The organism is Vibrio lentus, assembly GCF_030409755.1.
In the GTDB taxonomy this organism is placed as follows: Bacteria; Pseudomonadota; Gammaproteobacteria; order Enterobacterales; family Vibrionaceae; genus Vibrio; species Vibrio lentus.
The window spans coordinates 920,455-945,739 of the sequence record NZ_JAUFQE010000002.1 but is presented as its reverse complement, the minus strand read 5'-3'; the positions used below and the strand labels follow the sequence as shown (position 1 = coordinate 945,739).

At 43.7% G+C, this 25,285-nt stretch carries 25 protein-coding genes; 12 read left to right on the top strand and 13 right to left on the bottom strand.

Going from position 1 to position 25,285, the window contains the following annotated elements; genetic code table 11:
- The first annotated feature begins 3 nt into the window (after positions 1-3).
- Entirely contained in the window at positions 4-1,623 is a 1,620-nt protein-coding gene (locus QWZ07_RS12660) for a M91 family zinc metallopeptidase (RefSeq protein ID WP_192853120.1), read from the top strand.
- Between the two features lie 194 nt (positions 1,624-1,817).
- On the top strand, positions 1,818-2,000 hold the full coding sequence (locus tag QWZ07_RS12655) for a hypothetical protein (protein WP_017077989.1): 183 nt from the start codon (positions 1,818-1,820) through the stop codon (positions 1,998-2,000).
- Between the two features lie 236 nt (positions 2,001-2,236).
- Here the strand turns inward: QWZ07_RS12655 and QWZ07_RS12650 are convergent, their stop codons facing one another.
- Entirely contained in the window at positions 2,237-2,758 is a 522-nt protein-coding gene (locus QWZ07_RS12650; protein ID WP_004734880.1) for a DUF2058 domain-containing protein, read from the bottom strand.
- 402 nt (positions 2,759-3,160) lie between these two features.
- Here QWZ07_RS12650 and QWZ07_RS12645 point away from each other — a divergent pair, with 402 nt between their 5' ends.
- The gene (locus QWZ07_RS12645; RefSeq protein WP_192853119.1) at positions 3,161-4,495 is read left to right on the top strand and encodes a sphingomyelin phosphodiesterase; all 1,335 of its coding nucleotides are present in this window, start codon (positions 3,161-3,163) and stop codon (positions 4,493-4,495) included.
- 39 nt (positions 4,496-4,534) lie between these two features.
- Positions 4,535-5,485 carry a chromosome partitioning protein ParA gene (locus QWZ07_RS12640; RefSeq protein ID WP_192853167.1) on the top strand — a complete coding sequence of 317 codons (951 nt, stop codon included), beginning with the start codon at positions 4,535-4,537 and terminating at the stop codon, positions 5,483-5,485.
- 24 nt (positions 5,486-5,509) lie between these two features.
- Here QWZ07_RS12640 and QWZ07_RS12635 read toward each other — a convergent pair whose 3' ends face one another.
- A complete protein-coding gene (locus tag QWZ07_RS12635; RefSeq protein ID WP_192853166.1) occupies positions 5,510-6,544 on the bottom strand; it encodes an AraC family transcriptional regulator in 1,035 nt (344 codons plus the stop codon).
- A 164-nt stretch (positions 6,545-6,708) separates the two neighbouring features.
- On the opposite strand from QWZ07_RS12635, the gene QWZ07_RS12630 reads away from it, so the two are divergent.
- On the top strand, positions 6,709-7,722 hold the full coding sequence (locus QWZ07_RS12630) for a DUF2804 domain-containing protein (RefSeq protein WP_192853118.1): 1,014 nt from the start codon (positions 6,709-6,711) through the stop codon (positions 7,720-7,722).
- A 46-nt stretch (positions 7,723-7,768) separates the two neighbouring features.
- Entirely contained in the window at positions 7,769-8,617 is an 849-nt protein-coding gene (locus QWZ07_RS12625) for a sterol desaturase family protein (RefSeq protein ID WP_192853117.1), read from the top strand.
- A 15-nt stretch (positions 8,618-8,632) separates the two neighbouring features.
- On the opposite strand, the gene QWZ07_RS12620 is transcribed toward QWZ07_RS12625, so the two are convergent.
- Genes QWZ07_RS12620 through QWZ07_RS12605 form a run of 4 tightly spaced genes read right to left on the bottom strand, consistent with a single transcriptional unit; the run spans position 8,633 to position 12,744 of the window.
- Positions 8,633-11,080, bottom strand: coding sequence for a carboxypeptidase-like regulatory domain-containing protein (locus QWZ07_RS12620; RefSeq protein WP_192853116.1), 2,448 nt, complete (start codon positions 11,078-11,080; stop codon positions 8,633-8,635).
- Between the two features lie 30 nt (positions 11,081-11,110).
- Positions 11,111-11,821, bottom strand: a complete 711-nt coding sequence (locus QWZ07_RS12615) for a fimbrial biogenesis chaperone (RefSeq protein ID WP_102384522.1) — start codon at positions 11,819-11,821, stop codon at positions 11,111-11,113.
- Positions 11,818-12,255 (bottom strand): DUF4402 domain-containing protein, encoded by a 438-nt coding sequence (locus QWZ07_RS12610; RefSeq protein ID WP_029223395.1) that lies wholly within the window; start codon positions 12,253-12,255, stop codon positions 11,818-11,820. Before QWZ07_RS12610 ends, QWZ07_RS12615 begins: the two co-directional genes overlap by 4 nt.
- Positions 12,256-12,309: 54 nt before the next feature.
- On the bottom strand, positions 12,310-12,744 hold the full coding sequence (locus QWZ07_RS12605) for a DUF4402 domain-containing protein (protein ID WP_017104493.1): 435 nt from the start codon (positions 12,742-12,744) through the stop codon (positions 12,310-12,312).
- A gap of 936 nt (positions 12,745-13,680) precedes the next feature.
- Between QWZ07_RS12605 and sbcB the strand changes: the two genes are divergently transcribed.
- The 5 genes from sbcB to purT all read left to right on the top strand — a co-directional run bounded on the left by sbcB (position 13,681) and on the right by purT (position 18,769).
- Positions 13,681-15,105 carry an exodeoxyribonuclease I gene (sbcB, locus tag QWZ07_RS12600; RefSeq protein WP_192853115.1) on the top strand — a complete coding sequence of 475 codons (1,425 nt, stop codon included), beginning with the start codon at positions 13,681-13,683 and terminating at the stop codon, positions 15,103-15,105.
- 24 nt (positions 15,106-15,129) lie between these two features.
- Positions 15,130-15,501, top strand: a complete 372-nt coding sequence (locus QWZ07_RS12595; RefSeq protein ID WP_017080643.1) for a CidA/LrgA family protein — start codon at positions 15,130-15,132, stop codon at positions 15,499-15,501.
- Between the two features lie 2 nt (positions 15,502-15,503).
- Positions 15,504-16,181 carry an LrgB family protein gene (locus tag QWZ07_RS12590; RefSeq protein ID WP_017104495.1) on the top strand — a complete coding sequence of 226 codons (678 nt, stop codon included), beginning with the start codon at positions 15,504-15,506 and terminating at the stop codon, positions 16,179-16,181.
- Positions 16,182-16,538: 357 nt separating this feature from the next.
- Entirely contained in the window at positions 16,539-17,426 is an 888-nt protein-coding gene (gene cdd, locus QWZ07_RS12585) for a cytidine deaminase (protein WP_192853114.1), read from the top strand.
- Between the two features lie 167 nt (positions 17,427-17,593).
- Positions 17,594-18,769 (top strand): formate-dependent phosphoribosylglycinamide formyltransferase, encoded by a 1,176-nt coding sequence (gene purT, locus QWZ07_RS12580; protein ID WP_102338860.1) that lies wholly within the window; start codon positions 17,594-17,596, stop codon positions 18,767-18,769.
- A gap of 112 nt (positions 18,770-18,881) precedes the next feature.
- Here the strand turns inward: purT and QWZ07_RS12575 are convergent, their stop codons facing one another.
- A complete protein-coding gene (locus QWZ07_RS12575; RefSeq protein WP_192853113.1) occupies positions 18,882-19,535 on the bottom strand; it encodes a thiopurine S-methyltransferase in 654 nt (217 codons plus the stop codon).
- A 332-nt stretch (positions 19,536-19,867) separates the two neighbouring features.
- Between QWZ07_RS12575 and QWZ07_RS12570 the strand changes: the two genes are divergently transcribed.
- Positions 19,868-20,644: a RelA/SpoT domain-containing protein gene (locus tag QWZ07_RS12570; protein ID WP_017104499.1), complete on the top strand. Its 777-nt coding sequence runs from the start codon at positions 19,868-19,870 to the stop codon at positions 20,642-20,644.
- A 112-nt stretch (positions 20,645-20,756) separates the two neighbouring features.
- Here the strand turns inward: QWZ07_RS12570 and QWZ07_RS12565 are convergent, their stop codons facing one another.
- The 6 genes from QWZ07_RS12565 to QWZ07_RS12540 all read right to left on the bottom strand — a co-directional run bounded on the left by QWZ07_RS12565 (position 20,757) and on the right by QWZ07_RS12540 (position 25,190).
- Positions 20,757-21,194, bottom strand: coding sequence for a c-type cytochrome (locus QWZ07_RS12565; protein WP_192853112.1), 438 nt, complete (start codon positions 21,192-21,194; stop codon positions 20,757-20,759).
- Positions 21,191-21,679, bottom strand: coding sequence for a cytochrome C (locus tag QWZ07_RS12560; protein ID WP_192853111.1), 489 nt, complete (start codon positions 21,677-21,679; stop codon positions 21,191-21,193). Before QWZ07_RS12560 ends, QWZ07_RS12565 begins: the two co-directional genes overlap by 4 nt.
- Complete coding sequence (locus tag QWZ07_RS12555; protein WP_192853110.1) at positions 21,679-22,890, bottom strand: molybdopterin-dependent oxidoreductase; 1,212 nt, start codon at positions 22,888-22,890, stop codon at positions 21,679-21,681. The genes QWZ07_RS12560 and QWZ07_RS12555 overlap by 1 nt, the downstream gene beginning before the upstream one ends.
- Complete coding sequence (locus QWZ07_RS12550; protein WP_192853109.1) at positions 22,887-23,192, bottom strand: c-type cytochrome; 306 nt, start codon at positions 23,190-23,192, stop codon at positions 22,887-22,889. The genes QWZ07_RS12555 and QWZ07_RS12550 overlap by 4 nt, the downstream gene beginning before the upstream one ends.
- Positions 23,193-23,637: 445 nt before the next feature.
- Positions 23,638-23,934, bottom strand: coding sequence for an integration host factor subunit alpha (gene ihfA, locus QWZ07_RS12545; RefSeq protein WP_004734853.1), 297 nt, complete (start codon positions 23,932-23,934; stop codon positions 23,638-23,640).
- Between the two features lie 524 nt (positions 23,935-24,458).
- Positions 24,459-25,190: an SDR family NAD(P)-dependent oxidoreductase gene (locus QWZ07_RS12540; RefSeq protein WP_102384531.1), complete on the bottom strand. Its 732-nt coding sequence runs from the start codon at positions 25,188-25,190 to the stop codon at positions 24,459-24,461.
- Positions 25,191-25,285 lie beyond the last annotated feature (95 nt).

Genomic DNA, 25,285 nt, shown 5'->3' with positions numbered 1-25,285 from the left:
TCTATGAAACATAAAATTACACTATCCCTTTTGACCTTGATGCTACTCATTAATTCAAGCGGTACATTTGCTGGAAAAGGTTCTGAATTTGGACTCTTTTATGATGATCCAGACGGCGTAAAAGTCATCGAAGGATACAATTCCACGGCTTATGGAAACCTCTATCGCATGTCCAGAAATCTATACGTGCAAACCAAGAGTGACGCCTACCTTGCAGACATGAGCGTGTTAATTCGCAACCTGCAACTATCGCCAACAGGGCGTGAGATTTTGCGACAAATCGCGACCTACGAACCAGTAAATGCACCCGATGATGCTGTTGAACCGCTAGTTGAACATACGGTTGGAGTCGATCAATCAAAGGCCACTGTTGTCACTGTGATCAGGGAGCCTGAAGGCCCAGGCCGACTATTCGAGACAGTACCTTCGATATTCGAAGATCAACAAAAAGCTTCACTGGCATGGCAACGACAATTCAATGGTAAAGGTGTATCGAATACAATACTCTTCTCCACCACAGAAATGGTTAACATTCCAGGAAAGAACACACCATTTGATCAAACTGTCGCTTTAGGACATGAGCTCATCCACGCTCGAGACTTTGCTTCTGGCGCTGTTCCACAAGGCAATACACCTTTGTCTCATCGACATCCCGACACCAACCAAATCACAGAATATGTCATTCCGAATTATGAGTACCAAACGACAGGAATTACACACTACAACAATGCTGAAAATGGGCGAGATCCTGTAACGGAAATCAGTAGTGCCAGACAATCAATGATCAACCTTCGCGAAGATATGTATTTCCATTGGAAAGCACTGGGACAAGAAAAGGCTAAGGCGTATTTAAAAAATGAAAAAGTAGTGAGCGAGTTTCATTTGGCTGATGATCTAGGAAAAGCGAAGCGCAATACTTATTGGCCCAAAGAGCACTACGACTATCAACCCTATGCCCTTGAAACTAGACCATCTGCAACACCTCAGCATGCCCCTAAATGGGATACCGTAGAAGGAAAGCAAGCTCATATAGAAGTTAAACAAGCACTCCAAAAGTCATTAAGTGAAGGGAACAAGCCAGCGATTGTTATCGTTGATGCTACCGAACAGCGCCTTTCTCAAAGCCTGCAAAACTCGCCAGCGCTTACACGAAGAGGCCTTAGTAACCAAAGTTCCATTTTGAAATACGCAGCTCAGAACGACATCAAAGTGGTCAACCTATACAGTGCCGCGAATGAAACGCCACTGGGCTCGCTAAAGAAACGGAAAAAGAACCTGCTGTATCGAGCAATTTCCGGTCAAAGAACAGACGAGACACAAGGTTATCGAGATGTTCAGTACAACGAAGGCAACCAAACAGCCCTAACCTCGGCACTGGAAGACAATGACGAAGTGTTAGTGATGGCCTACTCTGACGGCAAAGTAACAACCAATATTATCGACAATCTTTCAGAAAACATGCAAAAACAAGTAGTGGTATCGCGATATGCTAACTTGGATTACCAACCATCAAACCTCAGCGCAGAAGAAAGCACTGCCTGGAAATCGCTAGGAAGAAAAGACAATGTAAGAATGCTTGGAGGTGGCAGTCGCTCTCGCTTCAATATATGTAGCATCCAATAAAAAAGGCTCAAAAAGCCAGTTTGCAATCAATAAACGTCGTATACAACTGGCCCTTTGTTAGTGATTAACCACAATAGCAAAGGGCTGGTTTATGACAAATAAACCCGTTGCGTGACTTAAAAATGAAATCACAACGAAACAAAAGTTTGAGTTAATGGGGCCGGTTATACACTGGGATTCCATCAGGAGGATCTATGAAACACTGCCCATCTTGTTCAACTGAACTGGTCGCAAGAGACGATGTACAAATTTGCCCACGCAATGAAATCGGCGACTGCTATTTTGATGGCTATGAGCAATATCAGCTCGAATATCATCAGCTTAAAAACAACCAACAAGACTCAACGTTCGACATCGCAGACATTGTTGCCGATTAGCAGGCCAAAGCCTTAGTCGGTAACCTACTTACCTACCAGTAAAGCGGTCGTAAGTGAGGCACTGGCAATGAATTATTTCTCAAATATAGAGAGACACGACCTGTTCAGATGAGCCCATAAATAATTCTATGCAGTTGCCAACATTGAAAAAGCCCCGATGTAAGACACATCGGGGCTTTTGATACTTCTTCAACGCCACAAGTAATTGACGAATTAGATAATGGTTTAGTCGAGGACTACCACATTAGATCATCTGGGATCACGAAGTCTTTGTACGGGTCATCTTCGTCTACTTCATCTGAGCTTGAAGCTTGAGTATCAACGATAGATTCTTCGTCACGCATCGCGATCTTGTTCGCTACCGCAGTAGGGATAACAACATAGCTTTCGCCTTGACGCGCGATACTTAGAATACCTTTACTTAGTTGCTTTTGAGTCAGATCTTCTACGTAAAGATATTTAACTAGCGTACCATCGGTGAAGTTGTATTTGATCTCACCATTCTTCTGTTCGATCTTGTTCATCTCAATCAGTTGCTTCACTTGAGCTTTAATTTCTTTGCTCAACTGCTGTTCTTTCAACTGTTGGTTTAATTCTTTGTCTTTCGCTTGCTGCGCCAGTTTAGTTTCTTCTGCTGCCGCTTTTGCTTCACGAGACTGAACGCGAGACTTTTTAGAGCCCTTCTTCGCCTTCTTTAATTTTTTCTCATTTACCAAGCCAGCTTTAAGCATTTGCTCTTGGAGTGTTAACTTTGCCATGACTTTCCCAGTTCAGGATTAAAAACGACACTATCATACCTGTTTTTGAGGAATCTGTTTACTGAACAATGGCAAAATTTATGCTGATAGAGCAAGGCGGTTAGCGTTATCCCTTATCGTTATTCACAGCATCCATTTCTGGTTATTTCCCGACCTATGATTTCCACGAAAACACACCACTAGTGACTTAGCCTCAAATCCAAATCGTTCCTCTGTTTGTTAGCGTGCGCGCGTATCACTTATCATTCCGACAAAGCAATATGTTAATTATCAATGAGTAATCGAATTTATAAAACCATGGCATATATCTAATATTTGGACAATTCTGATAGAGTTATAACTCCAATGTCATAACTCTTTACTACGTTATTCTTTAAACCAATCAGTAAGGATAACGTGAAAATGAAAACTCAATGGACTTGCCTGAGTGCATTACTTGCATCAGCTTCATTCATCTCAACCTCGGCTATTGCAGATACCGATGTGTACCTGACCAACAACACCAACCAAGTGATGACGATTCAAACCAATCATACTGGTACCGACCTACTTCAGTTCGGTGATGAGTGGCAGCAACATGTTGAACAAATTGGCCCGTGGGAAACCAAAAAGCTGATCAGTTTCAACCGCTGGACAGGCGTGAAGTCCGGTAAGACATATGAGTTTGACACAGTAGTCTCAAATTCTCTTGGGGAGAGCGTCACACTTAATCAAACCATGGAAGGACATTGGTACAACTCAACACTGCAACACGGTTTGAGCACAGCAGACGTCGACTTAACACTGCATGATGATCGTAATATTCACCGTAATTCAACCGACGCTTTTGATGTGAATACGGAACTTGCCTTCAAAGCTGATAACACCGCTCGCTACGATGATATTTACTACACCATCACCCCACAAAAAGTGGATGAGCAACCAGAGCCAGATGCCAACACATTGAAAGTGATGACCTACAACATTTGGGCTCTACCCGCTATCGCTTCGCACATCGGCGATCGTTACGACCTCATCCCTCAATACGTTAAGGGCTACGACGTGTTAGCGCTTCAAGAAGTGTTTGCCAACGGACGAGATGAGTTCCTGCGTGAACTAGCGAAAGAGTATCCTTACCAAACCAAGATGATCGATAAAGATGGCATCAACATCTATGACGGCGGCGTGATCATTGTGAGCCGTTACCCAATCGTCAACGAAGCACAGTACGTTTTTCCTGATTGCACCGGAACGGACTGCTTCGCAGACAAAGGCGTGAATTACGCTGAAGTCATCAAAAACGGCCAGGCTTACCACGTGTTTGGTACTCACACGGCATCATTTGATACCGATACCGCTCGTGACTACCGACAGCGCCAATTTAAACAGATGCGTCAGCTTGCTCAATCACTGGAAATACCAACTTCAGAGACGGTTATTTACAGCGGCGACTTCAACGTGAACAAGCTGAAGTTCCCAGACGACTACCAACACATGTTCGCTAACCTGCAAGCCGCTGAGCCTGAATATTCAGGTTATACCGCTTCTACCTTTGACCCACGCATCAACAACTTTGCGGGTGAACCTATGTCGGGTGGTGAGAACGTCGAATACTTGGATTACGTGGTGGTGAGTTCAGAGTACGCACAAAAAACTCACAACAATAACCGCGTTGATGTTCCTCGCTCAACCAGCAGTGAATTATGGAAGCACTACAACCTTTCAGACCACTTCCCTGTTAGTGCTGTCATCAAGTAGCGCGGTGAACGGATAATGCATCGAGTTATATTAATCCTAATGCTCGTCGCTGTGACGAGCATTGTTGGCTACTCATGGTCATCAAAATCAATTGAAACACCGCAATCTTCTGTTCAACACACAGAAGCAAAAAAGCGCGTTTCTAAAACGGCTGATGACAATGGTCCCACATCAAAGACGACAAGCGTTTCAGACAATCGCGTTTCGCAAGGTAAACAAGTCCAAACTGAAAACCTGCACGGAAAAGTATATGCAGAAGACCTAATTGAACTTGAAGGTAAATCGCTGCTGAATGAACTCGATAAGTTTTGGACGCTTTGCCAACAAGTGGGCAATTGCACTGAACAACTCGCGCAGTTGAAATCTAAATTACCGATAGAATGGTTTGAACTATTAAGTGATTACCCCAAGCTATCTACTGATTGGCAAGTAATGGAAAGCACAATTCAACTTGAATCCGTTGACTCTTTGGAAGCGCGTGTTGAGCTGTTTAAGCAGTCTGCACAAGAGATTTGGGGAGAGTTAGCCCACCAGCTATTTGCCGATCAATTTGCGCATCTGGACTTTACGCTCAAAGCAAACACGCTTGAGGAAGTTGAGCCCACTGAGTTTGTCTTGCACTACCAAGGTTTGATCTCGGAATGGGAAAGTAAAACAGGAACATTAAATGCAGAGACTCCGGCTCAAAAATACGAGCTTGCTGTTTCATTACTGCCAAACAGCTACAGCTCTGTTGAGTTAGCGACGATCAAGGCTGAACTTCAAGATGCATATTTAGATGCCGAACAGGCCGATTATATCGCTGTGCGTGAACAACAAGTGGCTCAACAACAGCAGACGGTGATGACGTATCACGACCAACTTGATCAATTAAAATCGAGCTTAGATTCTCAACGCTCTGCAAGTCATGCTAATTGGGATACTCAGGAATGGGACAGTTATTACCAACAACAAATAACTGAATTTCGTGAGCAGTTCTTTAAGAAATAAAGAGAGACAATAGTTATAACCAGATTAACTGAGACCGTTGCGAAACTGCGCCGGTGTTTTATTTAGCCAGCTTTTGAATGCTCGTCTGAAATTGGCGGGGTCGCTATACCCTAGCCTTTCGCCAATTTCATCGATGCTCATTGCTGTGCCGAGTAACAGCTCTTTGGCTAACTCGACGCGAACCTCGGTAAGTAGTGTTTGATAACTCGAACCTTGAGTGGTTAGGTCTCGTCTTAATGTTCGAGAGCTACAGCCGAACTCGTAAGCAAGTTGTTCAATACTGGGGACACTGGCCGCGGTTTGATAGAAGATCGTTTTGATCTGATTTGTCAGTAGATGCTCAGAATCCAATGTCTCAACTATCGACTGACAAGAAGCAAGGTAGCGTTTTAACGTCGTCGCATCGTGAGTCAGCAAAGGTTGCGGTAAAACGGAAGCATCAAAGCGCAGCTCACACATCCTTTGCTTGAAATGCACAGGGCAATCGAAACGGCTTTGATATCGCTCTGCGTAATTGGGTGGCGCATAAGGTAACGACAATTGGTTTATTGAAAGTGGCTCTCCGGTCAGTTCTTTAAACAGAGACACAACAGAGCTGAGAAAATACTCACTACAAAAAGGCAGCAAGTCGCCCACCTCTAACGTATTTTCAATTTGAATCGCCGCCAGATCCGAATCTACAAGCAACTTGACGGAAAATATCGGCCCATTTAAACGCAGATATTTGAAGCCTGATTTGATGGCCTCTGCTACATCTTGACTGGTCGACAGCGCATAGCCCAACACACCAAAGTGGCTCAAGCTTGCATGCTCTCCGAGCCATAAGCCCAACCCGTCATCAGGAAAGTGTTGATTGGCAATGCTGAACAGTGAGAGTTTGTCAGCGTAGGTCAACTTTCCATTCGGGTCTCGTAAGTCCAAACCAGATAAGCCCGCACCAATCAACAGTTGTTCAACATCAACACCTCTCCGCTCTAAGGTGTTCAACAATAGTACGACATCCAAAGTGCCCAATTGATGTCGATGCTCTGTTGGCATGTACTCAGCGAGAATGTCCACCCCACGCTCCCTATGTGCTTTCACTTTGTGTTCACTAATCATAACTAACCGACATGCATAAAACCGTGATGGAAGATTCACCTTTGTCCGGAAATGACCTCCCAATTAAATCGTTCTAACGACACAATAACACCAATTGTTAACGTTATGTAAACGAGCGAGCCATGATACAGACTCAACCAGCCCCAGATAGCATTATTGACACAAATGGTCAGCCCATTATTGGGCACTTTGACGGCATTCCTCACGCTCTTAACATTGAACAGTTCGACTACCGAAACTCCATGGATACCAAAGCCAACGCATGGCAAAGGCACTTCCACTATAAACAATTTCAGTTTGTCAGTATCGTTACACCTACTCATATCATTGGTGTCGCCATTGCAGATATTCGTTATCTAGGCTCAGCCTTTGTTTATCTATACGACATCGAAAACAACCAACTTGAAGAGTGTTCATGGCTACGCCCTTTGAGCCTAGATAAACAAGTGACCTCTTCACCGTTTCAAGGCATCACACACATCGCAGGGCAAAGCATTGTGTTTGAAATTCACGATGGCGAATGGCACCTGCGACTCAAAACAAAAATCATCAATGCGGATGTCAGATTCACTCCGCCAGCTAACAGCCTTCCGATGGCAATGTGCAGCCCAACGGGATACTCAGGTTGGACGTTCACCCAAAAACACAATGCCTTAGCTGTATCTGGGCATATCGAAGCCAAAGGAAATATCATCGACCTAAACCAAGCACTTGCAGGGTATGATTTTTCCGCTGGATACATGAGGCGTGAAACCAGTTGGCGCTGGGCAAGCATTAATTCACTTACCGATCAGAAAAGTATTGCCTTAAACCTCGCGGCAGGCGTGAACGAAACCGGTATTTGCGAGAACGTATTGTGGGTTGATGGCTCTAGACACCTACTTAACCCCGTGCACTTTATGTTTAACCGAGATGATATCGACCACCCTTGGACAATCACATCGCAAGATGGGCGCATCAACCTGACGTTTACCCCTGTTAACCAACGCAGTGAAAAGGTCAATTTATGGGTACTTAAAAGTAACTTCCGACAGTTCATCGGCCACTTTTCAGGTTCAATTCAAGACAACGACGGGATCATCCATCAGCTAGAGAATGTGCTTGGTCTTACTGAAGATCATTTCGCACGCTGGTAGCGCGCCTAGTCACGAAGCAAAAACAAAAAAGGAACAGGAACAGGAAATGGATATCGACTCACTGATCAATCACCCAGAATGGCTACTGCTTGTGTTGGCTCCCTTGTTTCTGCTTTGTATGTTGGCCGAGTATTTTATTGGCCAGAAGCAAGGTCGATTACCCGACAATTCGAGTTATAAATTGTCTGAAGTGCTCTGTAACTTTACGTTGGCGGGTATGCACCAGCTCTCCGATTTGTTAACCGGATTACTGATTGTTCAACTGTATCTTTGGTTATTCGGCTGGCACTTAATGGATATCGAAATGGGTGTGATCAGCTTTATCGTACTGATGGTTCTGCAAGATTTTTTCTATTATTGGTTTCACAGGGCAAGCCACCGCGTTCGCTGGATGTGGGCGGCACACGTGGCACACCATAGTTCAGAAAACATGAACTTCAGTACGGCTTTCCGTCAGAGTTTAATGTACCCATTTGCAGGCATGTGGTTATTTTGGGTGCCTTTAGTCATCATAGGCTTTGACCCTAAATGGGTGATATTTGTGGTGCTTTTAAATTTAGGGTTGCAGTTCTTTGTACATACTCAATGGGTACGAAGCTTAGGACCATTGGAATACCTCTTCAACACACCCTCTCACCACCGTGTACATCACGGCAGAAACCCGCAATACATCGATAAAAACTACGCTGGTGTTCTTATCATCTGGGACAAGCTATTCGGTACCTTCGAACCTGAGGTTGAAATCGTGCGTTACGGCGTCACCAAACCCGTAAACAGTTTTAACCCGATAACGGTGACCTTTCAGGAATGGAGAGGCTTGTTCAAAGCGATGCAAAGCCAAGAACTGACGATCAAGCAAAAGCTGAGGTTTATCCTCTCGCCTCCCTCTGATTAAGTAGATTGATGAGTGCTAATACACCTTATGGAAGTCGATGAGATTGAATGTAAGATCGCTTACCCAAAAGTCACCGTCCAAGTCGGCACCTTGCACGTATCTTTTGTCGCCCATCTCTAAGGTGACAATATACTTACCCGCGATGAGCCCTTCTACCATATAGAATCCATCGCTTTCGATTTCACTCGAATATTCCGTGCCTTTTTGTATGTGTTTGAAGTGTAAATATGCGTTATCTTCCAGCGTTCCCTCTACTGTGCCATCAACGCCAAATGACACTACCATTTCGATATGAGCATGGGTCAACCCGACTTGTTTAGTATTCACAAATACAGGGTTTTGAATGGGCGTTAAGTTAAGGTCAAGCGCACCTTCATCGATATAGATAGGCAGATTGTCGCGCGCGGGAACACTTGAGAATTCGAAGCGCCCTTTTGAATCGCTCACCGCACGTTGGTCCAGTATTTGTAAGCTCACACCCGCGATAGGCTGCTTGTGGTGATCATAAACAATTCCCGTCAGCTTAGAATGATTGTATTTATTCCACTCAACGAACTCGCCTATGTTCTTATCAAAATAGGTTTTCGCGCCAAATTCAGTGCTCACCTCCACACTATAACGGTCTTCGTTTCCTTCCAATTTAAAGAGCAGATAAGGGTTCACACGCGCTTCTAGAGAAGCCGAAAATGACACCTCTTGCTTTTGATATCTTGCGGATACATTGGTCGTAAGTTCTTGAAAAGCATTAAGTGGGTCTAATATGCACTCTTTGCACGCGTTCCTTAACGAAAACTCGGTTCGTTCATGGTGTCCAGAACCATTCACTGTGCCCGATACATTCCAAGAGGTGTCTGAAAAACCGCTCTTGGCTAACCCTATTGTGTGTAGATAATCGTCTTTATGGGAGCTCTTGATATAACGATAGTCGCCAGCATAAGAGAGAAATAAGTTGGGAGATACCTTGGTGTTAAACTTGGGCTCGACACTCAATTCTTTCTCGTCATCTCTCACCGTCAAAAATGCCGTTAGGTTGGCTAGAGACAGATTATATTTGAAGACGTGGTACTCCATCGACTCCAAATCTAATTCATCAGTTTTATTGAGCTCTATCGAAGCGGATTGGTCGCTTCCCAACAAGATATCAAACTCCATTGGAAAGCGGTCGAAATCAGGTAACCAACCGATGTGACCTGCAAACCAATGGGTGGGCAAGTATCGTCCCTGAAAGCCAATCAGGTCCTTACCGTCTTGTCTCATAAAGGCACTGCCTACGGTGAAGTAATCCGCGAGTCCATACTCCAAAGACACGGCACCTGCTCGATCTGCCCCTTCATTCCCGACAACTTGAACACCCCACTCGTTACTCGGAAGAAAGGCATCTTCTAAACCTGCAACCGTGATCTCTTCTTCTCTCCAAACTCCCTTTGATAGATAGTAACGAAACTTGATGGTGTCACCGGGTGAGATGTTGTCTTCTTCAACAACAAAACGGCCAAATTCATCGGAGCGATACGTGGTTTGATAGATGCCATTCACCAACACATCAATACTAATATTAGGCTGGGTGGTACGTTCTAATTGCAGGTTACCAAACTCAGGTTGTCGCTTTCGATTAGTGTAATAAAGGCCGTCTTCCAATGTTTGATTGACGGTAAAAACGCTGCCATCCAACAACACATGACCTATTTCTAAAGAGCCTTCACCTTCATGAGCTTCTACCGCAATATTGTAGTAAACGATGGGGTTATCTTCTCGTGAGTCTATAGACAATCGAGATACCGAGTTCTCGGTCGTTAGGATGGTATCGGAAATGGCGTAAAGATCACCGCCAGTTTCGCTGTCATGATAAACAGAAGTAGCGATTCGAGTCGCCAAACCTACTGTAGCCTGAGGTTCAATCGCCGGGATATTTCCCGCACGCTTTAACGCTTCAGCTTTCTGCCGTGATTCATTTTTCATCTTAGAGATAACCGTCTCTAACTCTGTCAATGAGCTAAATTCAGGAGAGACGGTTAGCCGATAATCATCAATATCCCAGCGCACTTTGGCCGGAATACACGCTTGTAAACTGTACCAATGAATGTAGGTTTCTGAGTCAATCACTTCATATTTAATCGACTGAATATTGTTTTCATCGCGATAGCAGATAGCTTGCTCAGTATCGACAATATACGGAGGGGATTCTCTGCCGACATCTTGCGGCAGATAGATTTCGCAGTACCCGCTTTCATCACATTGACCGTTCATTTCCAACAATGAAAACGCAGCGTTTGAGATGGAGATAAAGGGCTCTTCGTAGTCGTCCATCATGACACGGTAGAAGCTATCTCCAACTCGACCAACGCGCACTTCGATATGAGCAGGATACAGTTCACTCGGCTCTGGGCTCACTTCTGAATGCGCCGCCAGAGACAGAGACAAAAAGAACAACAACAGGGCATACCAAACCACACGTCTAAGCATTTTACTTTGCTTGAGTCGTCTGCACTCTCGCTACAAAACGCATTCGAACAACGAGTTTTCGTTTTGAACTAACGAGACCTTTGACCCTTTTTGTAAAGGTTTAGTCAGTTCAGCATTGCGGAGCAACACGACTTTTTCAATATGGTCATCAACGTTCAGTTTGGCATTGAACTGGAAGTTACCGTCATTGCGAATCGTAATGCTTTGATCATCACAGTGATACTTAACGTCTTGTACTGGCTCCCCTTTCTGAACATAAACAGGCACATAGCTGTTGATGTGGAAGTTAAGCTCAAAAGCCGAACCATTATTCGATTTAGCCTTTCCCGACAAGTCGACTTCCGATAAGTCTTTCGCTTTGGCGATAGGAGAAAACCACAAATACGCACGATATTCGCCGTCAGGCATATCTGCTGGCAATGCTGTCATTCGTAAACGAACCGTACGTCGTTGATTTGGCTTCAACTCACGAATAATTGGGGGCGATACTTTAATCCAGTTCGCGATGTTCTCTGACTGGGTCACACTCGTATCAGTGCGCACCAAGCCACTGGCCTTTACAGGACGGTAAATCGGCTTTATCTCCAAACGAATGGGTTGATCGGAGTTATTTTCGACAACAATCTTTTCCGTTACCGACGTATCAGCATCAAGAACAAAACGAGTCGGAGCGATCAGGAGTTGAGCATAGGCTTGAGCGGTGAAAAGTAAGCCGAAAACGCATGAGATAAACAACTTCATTTATAATTAACCTCAAAGGGGATAGTACTGGTATAAACACCGGCAGGATGATTAGCGCCAATTTTAACTTTTGCACCAATACACAATAATTTGGTTCTGCCGTTGCCTTTTATTTTGGCTCGGCCTCGTTTTGATAACCCACAACCAAAATAGAACTTCCGAATACGAAGCCGCTTGGATTTACGAGAATGGTTGAGGTATTGCTTTGAAGGAAGAGAAACCACAATTTTTTTCCCTGGCTCTCCTTCAACATAAAAACGGACGACATAAACCTGGCTATTTGCTGGGTTAGCATCGGCATTTTGTCCAGATCCAGAGATATACATACCTGGAAATTTTACTTCCATATTTTCTGGAATAATTTCTAATGCATATAATGAAAAAGAAAAAACCATGATGGCAGTACAAAGGGAATGTTTTAAAAATAGTTTCATAGTAAAAGCGACTGATAAATAGCAGTCGCTATTATTAGACTTGTTTTATATCAATTACTGGTAAGTAACATCTACTGCAACGTTTGCAGTATAAGTACCAGCAACTAATGTTGCACTTGAAGTACGTGCTGTGCCACCAATATTAAGATCCGCACTACCACCAGTAAGAGTAATAGCGTTATTAAAGTCGAATTCTGCTGCAATCGTATTTACACCGTTAACTAAGTTAGTATCAGAAATACTTACTGTTACTGCATCACCAGACTCTCCAGAAAGAGTAAATGCCGCAGCTCCTGCATCACCTTGAGCGATAACAACATCTGTTGTGTTATCTGAAGTGATGATACCAAAGTCAAGATCACTTGTTTTTGTCATCGTAATTGCTTGTTTTACTTCTAGTGTTGCATCAAAAGTGTCACTCACAGCGAAAACGTTCGCTGAAGAGATAGAAAGTGCAGAGACAGCAACAACCTTAAAAATTTTGTTCATTTCTTTAATCCTTTATATAAAATCGGCTTTATTATTAGGGTTACCTAATAGTTAATCAGAGTTAACAATTAAGTAACAGCAATCCTATTTATAAAATATATACATTGACACTAATTTATAAAGAAATGAGGCGCAGTGAGAATAAGATCACGCAAATTGACACAAATAACACTAGCAAAAATAGTGGTATTTAAATAATTCCACCAAATAGATATAAAACTGGTTTTACATTTAATTCCTTTATTTTTGTACGCCATTATTTTTCATGAAAGATAATTCCATTAAAATAACCAAACATAAAGGGGAACAATAAACACTTATTTAATTAAGGTTAATTATTATATAGATCATCGTGTTGCAATATAGTCTCAAAAGTGAAACAGATCAGCATTGACCTCAATCTGTAATAAAAATGAAATATTACCAATCCTTTTATTACCCAATTAAAACAAGGCGCCTATAAAGTATTAAAAATGAGACAAGTAGAACTCACCAATTAAGTTAATTTCTACACTCATAAATACCCAGAAATTAATTAAGGCTAAGAGGATTATATAGTAGATGAGCGCCTTTCTGGGCGGAGCGCTCGACAGGTAGATGCAGCAATTGAAACATCAATACAGAGATAATCAGGGTGCCTCTAACCACTTCCGCTAAAGCAAAACGTAAACAAGATCGTTCGCGGTACCTGTAAACCCAATTCATTAAGACCAACAGGTAAGGTGCTCGAAAGAGGCAAACAGACAGAATCGTCGCTAAGAAACAGTCACAATTGGATTTAAAAGCACACCTATCGACTCGATTGAATAGTAAACCACCGTTTTACGGCAATTTATTTATGATCTGGGTTGCACGCGTACCGCATACTATCAGATACTGAACAAAACTAACCTTCAGCCACAGTAAACGGCTCCCGCTTGCTGTTCAGGAAATTCAATGAGTTCAGATAATCAGTCGACCTACTTCTTTTTCGATTACGAAACATGGGGCGTTAGCCCAGCGAAAGATCGCCCGAGTCAGTTCGCCGGTGTTCGTACCGACCAAGATTTCAATATTATCGGAGAGCCTTTGGTTATCTACTGCCAACCTCCTGCTGATTATCTGCCTGGACCTGAAGCTGCATTAATAACCCGTATTACACCTCAAAAAGCCATGTCTCAAGGCCTACCCGAGCCTGAGTTTATCGCTAAGATTCATGCCGAGCTTGCTAAGCCAAATACGACGAGCCTTGGCTATAACAGCATTCGATTCGATGACGAAGTAACGCGATATACCTGTTACCGTAACTTTATCGACCCATATGCGTGGAGCTGGCAGAACGGCAATTCACGTTGGGATTTACTGGATGTGATGCGTGCGGTTCATGCACTGCGCCCTGAAGGTATTAACTGGCCAACGAACGATGAAGGTTTTCCAAGTTTCAAACTGGAACACCTATCTGTGGCAAACGGCATCGAACACGAAAATGCGCACGACGCGATGGCTGATGTTATTGCGACTATCGAACTGGCTAAGAAGTTAAAGGCCGCACAGCCTAAGATGTTTGATTACCTCTACAACATGCGTCATAAGCGCAAGTTGAACGATTTAGTCGACATCGTAAACATGACGCCTTTAATGCACGTTTCTGGCATGTTCGGTCGTGATTGTAATTACACAAGCTGGGTGGTGCCTATGGCGTGGCATCCGACTAACCAAAACGCAGTTATCGTGGTCGACCTAGCGAAAGACCCAAGTCCTTTACTGGAAATGGATGCTGATGAACTAAGAGAAAGGCTTTATACCAAGCGCAGTGAGCTTGCTGAAGACGAACTGCCAGTACCAATCAAACTGGTACAACTCAACAAGTGCCCTATTCTCGCGCCAGCAAAAACGCTCACTGCTGAAAATGCTGAAACGATCGGTATCGATCGTCAACAGTGTTTGAAGAATCTAGCCCTATTACGTGAACATCCAGAGATCCGTGAAAAGCTGATCGGTTTATATTCACAAGAGCGTGAATACGAGAAAAGCAATGACGTAGACACACACCTTTACGACGGCTTCTTTTCACCAGCTGACAAGACCGCGATGAACATCATTCGCGAAACTGACCCAAATAACTTGGCAGCACTGGGCATCACTTTTAGTGACGAACGTATTAAGCCTTTGTTGTTCCGTTACCGCGCTCGCCATTTCCCATGGACGCTAGACGAAGCTGAACAACTTAAGTGGGCTAACCACTGTCGTGAGTATTATGAGAGTCGTTTAGAGGATTATATGTTGAACCTCGAAAACCTCGCGCATGAACATGAAAGCGACGAGAAGAAAATGGCTATCTTGAAAGCGGTTTATCAGTACGTAGAAAAGTTAGCTAGTTAATTCATTATCAAGAGATGTGACACTTTGAAAGAAAGATTGATCAAACTCGTTTACTGCTTAATCTCCTTCACCTTAATCATAGGTGCTCTCACTGCAGGCAACGCGTTACAACAATATCTAGAGACCTCTATCCCAGGCAGTATCTTTGGCATGTTGATCCTATTTACTGCCATGGTGATAGGTATCGTCCCTTCACATTGGGTACAGCCCGGAGCCAGTCTGATTATTCGTTTGATGATCTTATTGTTCGTCCCAATCAGTGTTGGATTAATGGATCACTTCGACATGCTTATCGCCAATGCACTACCAATTATGGCAAGTGCAGTTGGCGGAACGCTGATCGTATTGGTGTCTCTATCATGGTTCTTAGACCGCTTGCTTTCGAGAGGTAAATAATCATGTGGATTCTACTCACTATTGTCGTGTTTCTATTTGCTCGCTGGGTAAGCCAGAAAGTGAACTCACCGCTGTGCAACCCTTTACTGATCAGCATTGGCATCATTATTCCTATTCTGTTGTTCTTCAAGGTCCCTTTCGAGACCTACTACGCAGACAACACTTGGATTACTTACATGCTTCAGCCTGCGGTTGTGGCGCTTGCTTATCCGCTATATGAACAGTTACCTCAAATTCGAGCGAACTGGCGCATCATCACCTTTGCTTGCACGCTGGGCAGTGTGATGTCGATGACAACAACAGCATTGATTGCGGTCGCCTTTAAAGCAGACTTAAGCCTAATTGCCAGCCTACTGGGTAAATCGGTCACCACACCTATCGCAATGGAAGTCTCAAGCCATTTAGGTGGTGAAGCGGCTATTGCTGCGATTCTCGTTTTGATTGTTGGTCTGTTTGGGGCTATTTTTGCTTACCCAATCTATAACCTGATTGGCATTAAGAGCCCGATCGCCAGAGGGTTAACCATGGGCACGGTATCTCACGCATTAGGCACTGCGACATGTGCTGAAAAGAACCAAGAAGATGCGGCATTCAGTTCTCTAGCGCTTGTTCTCTGTGGCGTCATTACCTCGATTATCGCACCGAGTATATTTTCGCTTGTAGTTTGGTTCTATTCTTAACCACTTTGATTACGGTTTATACGTGCTCTAATAGATGAGTTGGTAAATAGCTAAACTCACTGGTTCGCGACTTTTAAGCGTTACAGATATCAATAAGCCCAAGCATAACCTGATTATTTCAGTGATAGCTTGGGCTTTTTTCTCTCATTTATTCATCAATACGAGACAAACTAAACTCAATTTCAAGCAATAAGTGCGATATCAATGGTAGTTTTTGTCGTTGCAATCGATTTCATCTGTGACTTCACTCTAATTATGCAAACCAATGTAACAAAAACAAAGCAATAGTGATCATTGTCACAGAAAAATCCTGAGCATTGCATAGAATTAAAGCCTAAGGTCAATTAAGGATTCAACATGAACAGTCGTATTACCCTGGCGCTGGAAAGTGCTCCAACATCAATGAAAGCGCTTTTGAGTGACATCGTATTAGCAGACAACTTTGACGCCACTATCTCTAAAGAGCAGTTTCAATGCTTGTTGGATGCAAGCGGCCTTTCTGATAAAGAAGCTCGCCTAGCTTTACTGCCAATCGCAGCAGCATACTCTTATGCGCCGCTTTCTGAATTCTATGTTGGTGCCATCGTGCGTGGCCTATCTGGTCGCTTGTACTTCGGTGCAAATTTGGAAATTGCCGGTGCACAACTTGGTCAAACGGTTCATGCTGAACAATCAGCCATCAGCCATGCATGGATGAAGGGTGAAGAAGGCCTTTCTGATATCACGATCAACTTCAGCCCTTGTGGTCACTGTCGCCAATTCATGAACGAACTGACGACGGCAAAAGAACTTAAAGTTCAATTACCACAGCGTGATGAAATGTCATTGCAAGAATACCTACCTGACTCTTTCGGCCCTGCTGATTTGGGTATTACTACTGGCCTAATGACTAAGCTGGATCACCAGTACACGTCAGAAGAAACCAGCCCTGTTGTGGTAAGCGCACTAGCAGCATTAAACCGTAGCCATGCGCCATATACTAAAAATCTAAGCGGCGTTTCACTACAGTTAACAACTGGCGAAATCTTAACGGGTGCATACGCAGAAAACGCAGCATTCAACCCGAGCCTACCGCCACTACAAGTCGCACTTGTTCAACTGAAATTGGCTGGCTTCGATTTCGAACAGATTGAAAACGCAGCCTTGGTTGAAATCGCGGATGGCAGCATTAGCCACTTAGCGGATACTCAATCGACGTTGGAAGCGATTAACCCCGATATTCCAGTGACTTACTTAGCAATTTAAGTACATGTAGTTAACAATATTTTAAATAAGCAGCCCTATTTTCCAGGGCTGCTTTTTTTATGCTTCTAATTCACGCCACAAGCCGCGCAAACGTTTGCTTTTATTCTTCAAATAAGTATGATCACCCCGTTTTCAATCAATCGTTCAAAAGATCGGAAGGAATTTCTATGTTTGGTACCGCTACTCGTGAAAATGCTACTCGTGTACTTCTATTAGGTTCAGGTGAATTGGGTAAAGAAGTTGCTATTGAGTGCCAACGTTTAGGTTTGGAAGTTATTGCATGTGACCGTTATGCAGACGCACCAGCGATGCAAGTCGCACATCGTAGCCATGTACTAGACATGTTAGATGGTGATGCACTTCAAGCTATCATCGAACGAGAAAAACCTGATTACGTGGTTCCAGAAATCGAAGCTATTGCCACCAGCAAGTTAGTTGAGCTAGAAGCACAAGGTTTGAATGTCGTTCCAACTGCGAATGCAACCAAGCTAACCATGAACCGCGAAGGTATCCGTCGTCTAGCCGCAGAAGAGTTGAAACTGAGTACGTCCCCTTACCGCTTTGCAGACACCTTTGAAGATTTCTCAGCCGCTGTTGAATTCGTAGGTATGCCTTGTGTTGTGAAACCAGTAATGAGTTCATCAGGTAAAGGTCAAAGTGTTATCAAAACACAAGAAGACATCCAAAAATCTTGGGACTACGCACAAGAAGGTGGTCGTACTGGCGCGGGCCGTGTGATCGTTGAAGGCTTCATCGACTTTGATTACGAAATCACGCTACTGACCGTTCGCGCAGTCGACGGCGTTCATTTCTGTGCACCAATCGGTCACCGTCAAGAAGATGGTGATTACCGTGAATCATGGCAGCCACAAGTCATGTCAGACAACGCTCTGAAAGCAGCGCAATACACGGCAGAGCAAGTGGTTAACGCGTTAGGTGGTCACGGTATCTTCGGTGTTGAGTTGTTCGTTAAAGGCGATCACGTAATCTTCAATGAAGTATCCCCTCGCCCACACGATACAGGCTTGGTTACTTTGATGTCTCAAGATTCGTCGGAATTCGCACTGCACGTTCGCGCGTTTACCGGTATGCCGATCAAATCAATCACGCAATACGGCCCATGCGCATCAGCGGTTATCTTAGGCCAAGGCACATCGACAAACATCCGTTTTGAAGGCCTTGCAGAAGCGCTAGATGCACCACAAACGCAAGTTCGTCTATTTGGTAAGCCTGACATTGATGGTCGCCGTCGTCTTGGTGTGGCGCTTACTCGCCGTAATAGCACAGAGACAGCAATAGAAGACGCCATTGAAAGCGCTGCAAAAGTAAAAGTGATTTACTAACCAGCTATTCAATTCTGAACAATCAAGAGTTCAAATCTGAACAATAAAAAAGACGGGCTATCGAGCCCGTCTTTTTGTTCGTTTTAGCTGTTGGCTCAAATGTAAACTCAGCTTAAGCGCCAGACTCAATCAAATACACTTCTTCACTGAATCGTGACAAGCCTTTCTTCGCAATCTTAGGGTGTTCATCGTCTGCGATATCTTGATTCAACAAAGTGATCTTATAACCAGCAAACAACTGATCGATCTCTAGCTTAGGTACGCTAAACGGAGGCCCTGCCATCTCGCTTTGATCGTAGTCCAATGTCACCAATAAAATCTTGCCGCCTGGCTTTAACAGTTGCTTCAAACGTTCCACATATTGCACGCGAATTTCAGCAGGCAACGCCACCAAAGAAGCACGATCATAAATGATGTCAACTGGCTGAATGGGCGCAGTGAAGTAGTCACCGGTGTAAACACTCAGCTCATCGAATTGATAAAGCTCATGTTGGCCACTGATTTGAGTCACTGTCGGGGTGTATAAGTGCTCAGAGAAAAATGCGCGAACCGCAATCTGGCTTAATTCAACACCTTGAACCTCTTCATGCTTGGTCGCTAACCAAATCAAATCTTCACTCTTGCCACACAGAGGCACGAAGACACTCTTGTCGTAACTAGGGTTGGTCTTTTGCCAAAACTCGATAAGAAGTGGATTTACATCTTCAAGGTGGAAACCAATTTGATTGGCTGCCCATTTATTGTGCCAAAATTCAGGATTATTCATCTTTCGTTCATGTTAAACAGTCATAATGCAAGGGTACAGTATAGAGAAGTAAGAGCAACCTTCGCTTGATTCAAACTTGAAAACGACGCGAGTTAACAAAGAAGATTGCCGAGGTTCAAAGTTCTCAAAATTTGGGAACAAACGCTTAAATGATTTGTCTATATCTTCACATTTTAAAGCAATATTAAACGTTAGAGTTGGTTTCGGTCTTAACTAACCCCATCTAATATATAGCGAGATTGGTTAGTGTAGTTAAGCTGTTTTTACTCTTATGCGTTACTGGTTACCCCTTTTGATTACCCGTTTTTGTAACCTTGTATTTTGGAGTTTGAATGAGTGTATTTCTCCGTACGACGGCCCTAATGCTTCTAGTATTGAGCCGAGCGCCTGCATTCGCAGCAGCACCTGTTTCAACGAGTTCAACTGATCAATCGCGCACTCCTGCGCAAAACCAAGTTTCATCAAACGTATTCCGCCACAGCCTTAGCGGCTTATACGGCATCAAAGCATTCGACTCACGTCCGACTCAGCCTTATACCGACTTCGATATTCTGTACAGCAAAGCTCATCAAGCTCAGGCTGAACTAGAAACCATCTGTAAAAGTACCGCCCTACTAACTAACTCAGACGCCCTATTTGCCGGCGTTAAATCTCAAGCACGAGCAGAAGAGAAAATTGACCTTGAGTTAGATGGCGATGTATCAAGAATTACCGACTTAGCCCGTGCAACCATCATCGCTAACGATGTTGAAAGCTTGGTTGAAGTTTACGAAGCACTAAGCCGCGAAGCGGATGTGGTAAAAGTAAAAAACAAATTCAAATCACCGGCTGATTCTGGCTACCGTGATTTGAACCTTTTGGTTCGTTTACCTAAAACCAATGTTATTGCCGAAGTTCAGCTTCACTTGAGAGCCATCGCTGATGTGAAAAGTGGTCCGGAACACGAGCTTTACGAAATCATCCAAGGCATTGAGCGTCACGCGATTGCAGAAAAACGTCCGATTAACGACATCGAAGCGGCACAAATCAACAGCCTAAGACGCCAATCTCTAGAGCTTTACCAACAAGCATGGCAGCCTTACATTACAACGCACATTAAAGCGGCATAACGCAAACCGCATAATATCGATAGACGCCAAAAGGGCTGCACTCGCAGCCCTTTTTAATTCTTGTTTGATAAGTAAATCGTTCACTTGTCTGTCACCACCTCTCCGTTCCAAACTATTGGTGATAATACTCTTTAGAGCGGTTGTACAAATCCAAGGGTTTTAACGTGCTGTAAAACGCAGCCGCGTCTTGTAAGTCTCTATCTGACAAAGATTTCACTACCGACTGCATGTATAAGTCTTGGCGTTCATCGCTTTTGAAATCACGTAATTGCTTTAGGATATAACTCGCCTTTTGTCCCTTTATGTTTGGGTAAGATTGCACAAAAGGAATAATCTTATCGCCATGGCACTGGCTACAAAGGTTCTGAGCAAGTTTCTCGCCCGCAACCAAACTTGGTATATAAGGCTCAGCTTTTTCTAGCTCAACGTCAATTTTGGGCACTACCTTAGTGTGAAATTCGGAATGTTCATCAGAGCATGCAGAAAGCAGCATAACGGCAATCGCAGGCGCCAGAAATATAGACACGAACGTCATTGAATTTGTCGTCATTTATGCGCTCCCGGCATTGGTGGCATCAAGGCACTATCAATAGGCTTACGACGATACTTGTTCATGTCGATGCCTTTGTCTTGGTAGTAAGTGCTCAGGTAATCCAGTACTGGATCCCATGTATCAGACAAGTCCCACAAGCCTTGAGTATCAACCATCCATTGAATCGTTTCTCGCCACTGCTCTCTAGTGCCGCTGTTTTGAGCCACGATTAGGCTGGTGTGACACGCATTACACTGGCCATTAACCACTTCCCAGCCTGGAGCCATAATTAGCCCAGATGCCTTGTCTACACCGTAATACTCTTTTGGATTTTCTGGAATCTCATCGGCATGTGCGAGCATCGACGTTAACAAGCTGCACACCAGTACCGCTCTCACTATGCCTTTGCGGTAAGAACGCTTGCTTACGTCTGTAAACCGAGCGTGAGCAGAGTTGGCGTGCGTAGGGTTATCACAAAGAGGCTTATCGTCAATTTGCTTCATCACGACACTCGGACTGCAACACGGTGACAACCATTGAACAAATAGCCTTTCGGATTCCATTGCGGTTGCACAACGGGCTGACTGTCGCCTTCGCTGTCCGTCGCTTTTGCCCAAATCTCGTAATAGCCTGTCATTGGAAGTTCGAGATCGGCCTCCCATTGCTGCCATGCGCCTTTATTGACGGGTCTATTAAGCTTCGCATCGTGCCAAGTAGTACCGTAGTCGTAACTCACTTGCAGCTTCTCAACGGTTCTTAGCCCAGCCCAAGCATGACCGCTGACCGTGACTTTTTTACCAAGCGAAAACTCAGTTCCGCTCTTTGGTGAAGTAATTAACGATTTAACGATCATCTCTTCAATGATTCGGAAATCTTTGTTATCGACTTTCTCACCTGGTGCTATCGGATACTTTGGCACTTGATAAGCAGGCGCTGCCATCTTATGGCCGTCATGAATCTTGTTACGAATACTAATGCCTGTGGTGCACTTCTGAGAGACCGAGGCTGGCCGCCCACCAAACACGGTTCGAAGTGGGAAGCCATGAAGGTATGGAATAGGCTCTCCATTCATTTCCCATGCAATCAATGCGTTATCATTCATTGCAGCCGCAATAGGCACACCGCGTGAAATCGCTTCGCCTTTACCACTTAAGTGTTTATCAAAGCCGTGATTTCCTACGTAAACCGCATCGTCTTTAATGCCACAATCTTTAAGAACATCACTAAGCAAGACACCAGTCCATTGCGAACAATAAACGCCTGCGTTACTCCATTGGTTCCCCTTGGTACTTGGATAGAAGTTATTGCGACTGTTACCACCACACTCCAACACCAAGCTCTGAGTATGATGTTTAAACTTGGATTTAAGCTCTGCAAGCGTGTAAGTTTTACTTTCTTTCACTTCAAAAGTCCAAGTCTCAGGATCCATTTCTTCAAAATCTGGCATCAAGCCATTCCATCGAACAAAAGGGACCTCTGCTGGTGTGACTGCTGGAGCAAGCATACTTTCTGGTGGGTAGGCATTCAGAGGGTTGGTATTCAAAACAGTGTAGTAATCAGGAAGATCTTCGGCTTTTGCCCACGTTAACGCGTTGATATCGAGTGCTGCCAAATCTTCAGGTCGATTAGCCGCAAATACCCAAGAAACCGGCAATGCAGAAACGGCAGTAGCGGAAAGCGCAGCTTTAAGAAATTGTCTTCTGTCTAAACTCATTGAGGTGACCCTTTTTGATTCAGTGTGTAAAAGTAGTTGGCTAGTTTCTCGATATCGTATTCAGACAAAAGTTGAGCCACTTTAGACATGGTTTTGTCTTTGCGTTTACCACTCTTAAAGTTCGACAACTGTTCTGTAAGATAAACCTTGTTTTGCCATTTCAAATTGGGAATCGAAGGATATGATGTATCTTCGCCGCTACCGTGACAGGCAATACACATGTTCGCTATTTGCTGATACTCCGCTGCTGTGACTGCCACAGGCATAAGGAGCAATATCAAAGCTAGAAAGGCTTGTCGCAAGGTTTATCCTTAGTATTTGAACGGTTAAATAGGTTAAGTGATTGTTAATGTCGCGCATTAAATCAAATTGATTTGTTTATTTAAATTCAAACATATTTAACCTTCGTTTATTAAAACTAAACGATCACCGGCCCGGCTATGAGTGAGGCAACAAAGACACCGTTAGTGTGGGGTTTAATGAAAGAAGTACGGCTTAAAAAAATATGTAACGCAGAAATGATGGGGGTTAACCTGAAAAGGGTTCAGACAGAAAAGCAAAGTTTAAGAGGTGAAGTTCAGGGAGCGAACAAGATGTGTCGAAACGAGAGGATCTAATAGACTTAAGATACGCGCATAGGAAACGGTATTGTTCTTGTACCAAAGAGATGTTTGAAGTGAGACGATTACTGGAGGTTAAAATGAGCCAGATACAAAAAGACCACGCTAGGCGTGGTCTATTGCTTGGCTACTTCTCGATTTTAATATTCTCGACACGGGCCTTTAGTTTTTGTCCCGGTCTAAAAGTAACAACACGTCGAGCAGAAATTGGAATGTCTTCACCAGTTTTCGGGTTACGACCAGGTCGCTCGTTTTTCTCGCGAAGATCAAAATTACCAAAACCAGACAGTTTTACCTGTTCGCCATTTTCGAGTGCTTTACGAACTTCTTCGAAAAACACTTCAACCGTTTCCTTGGCATCCCGCTTGCTGTATCCGAGTGTCTCAAACAGGTTCTCAGCCAAATCGGCCTTCGTGAGTGCCATAAAACTTTCCTCAAAGCTATGTTAAACATTGCTACCATCGCCAGTAGCGCCAAAGCATTTACCCTATTCAATCAATGAGATAAGGTCATTTACAAGGAAAGTGTATGCCAAGCTTCTGATTTTCGCCAACTTTTTTATCTCAACTATTTAATTATTCTTTCAAATCAGAAAGATAACTCGCTTAAAATTTCACATATATAGCTAAAAACCATCTACTCAACAGCTGTCAGATGGAGTTATATTTCATAAAAACAAAGATATGAAGAATTTAAAACTTTAGCGACCTAAATAATAATTTTTGAGACTTTTCTCCGATACCCAATAAAATCAGCCACTTGATTTGATACGAGACTCAACAGAGGTTACTAAGTAAGCGTTATTAAATATGAGATTTGTATCATTTCAGAATTTAATTCGAATTGGCCTGAATAAAACCTTACTGAATTACGCTTTCCCACGGAGTTACTTGTTTAGAAGTGAACCTAATAAAGCTCACCTATGCATAAACAACCTAACCAATACAGCTAGTATTGAACATGGCTGGTCGATGCTCCATCTACGTACCAGTTTGCTCCAGAAACAAAACTCGCAGCAGGACTAGAAATAAAGGTTACCACGTTGGCAACTTCATCAGGGTTTGCCAATCGACCCATTGGGTTTCTTTCGAGGACTTTCTGGAAAGTCTCAGGATCTTCACGCTTACACCTCCCCCAAAGGCCGTCAGCAATATAAGTATCTCCAGGTGAAACGGTATTAACTCTTACCTTACGGACGTAGGTCAAAGCCAGAGATTTCATGTAATGCGCAAGCGCGGCCTTTCCGGCCCCATAAGCATTAGCGTGACAAGCGGTATATCCGCTCGCTTTCGATCCAATATAGGTGATTGCTGCGTAATCCGATTCAAGCAATTTGGGTAAAACCAATGCAATGGCATGCTGCGTTGCACTAATGTCCTTTTGCAGTACATCTTCCCATTCATCAGAAAGTGCACTCACGTTAGGAACAAAAACATCGATGCGAGGAATAGACGCAATCCAAGCTTTCATTTGAGCCGGATCATGGGCGTCAACTACCTTGCCAACAACTCGTTCCGCCTTGTTTCCGAGCAGCTCATACAACCTGTCGATTCGATGTTGAGAACGACCACAAAACCAAATGTTCGCTCCTTCGTTGGCAAACCCTTCCACTATTTTCGCCCCAATTCCGCTCGAGCCCCCTGTAACAACAACATTGATATTATCCAATCCCAAATCCATCGTAATCTCTCAAAGTAGTATTAACCATCTAAATTAGTATCGTTAATAGCCCCTTCCCATTCAAAACAAATAACAAAAGTGACACTATGTGATAC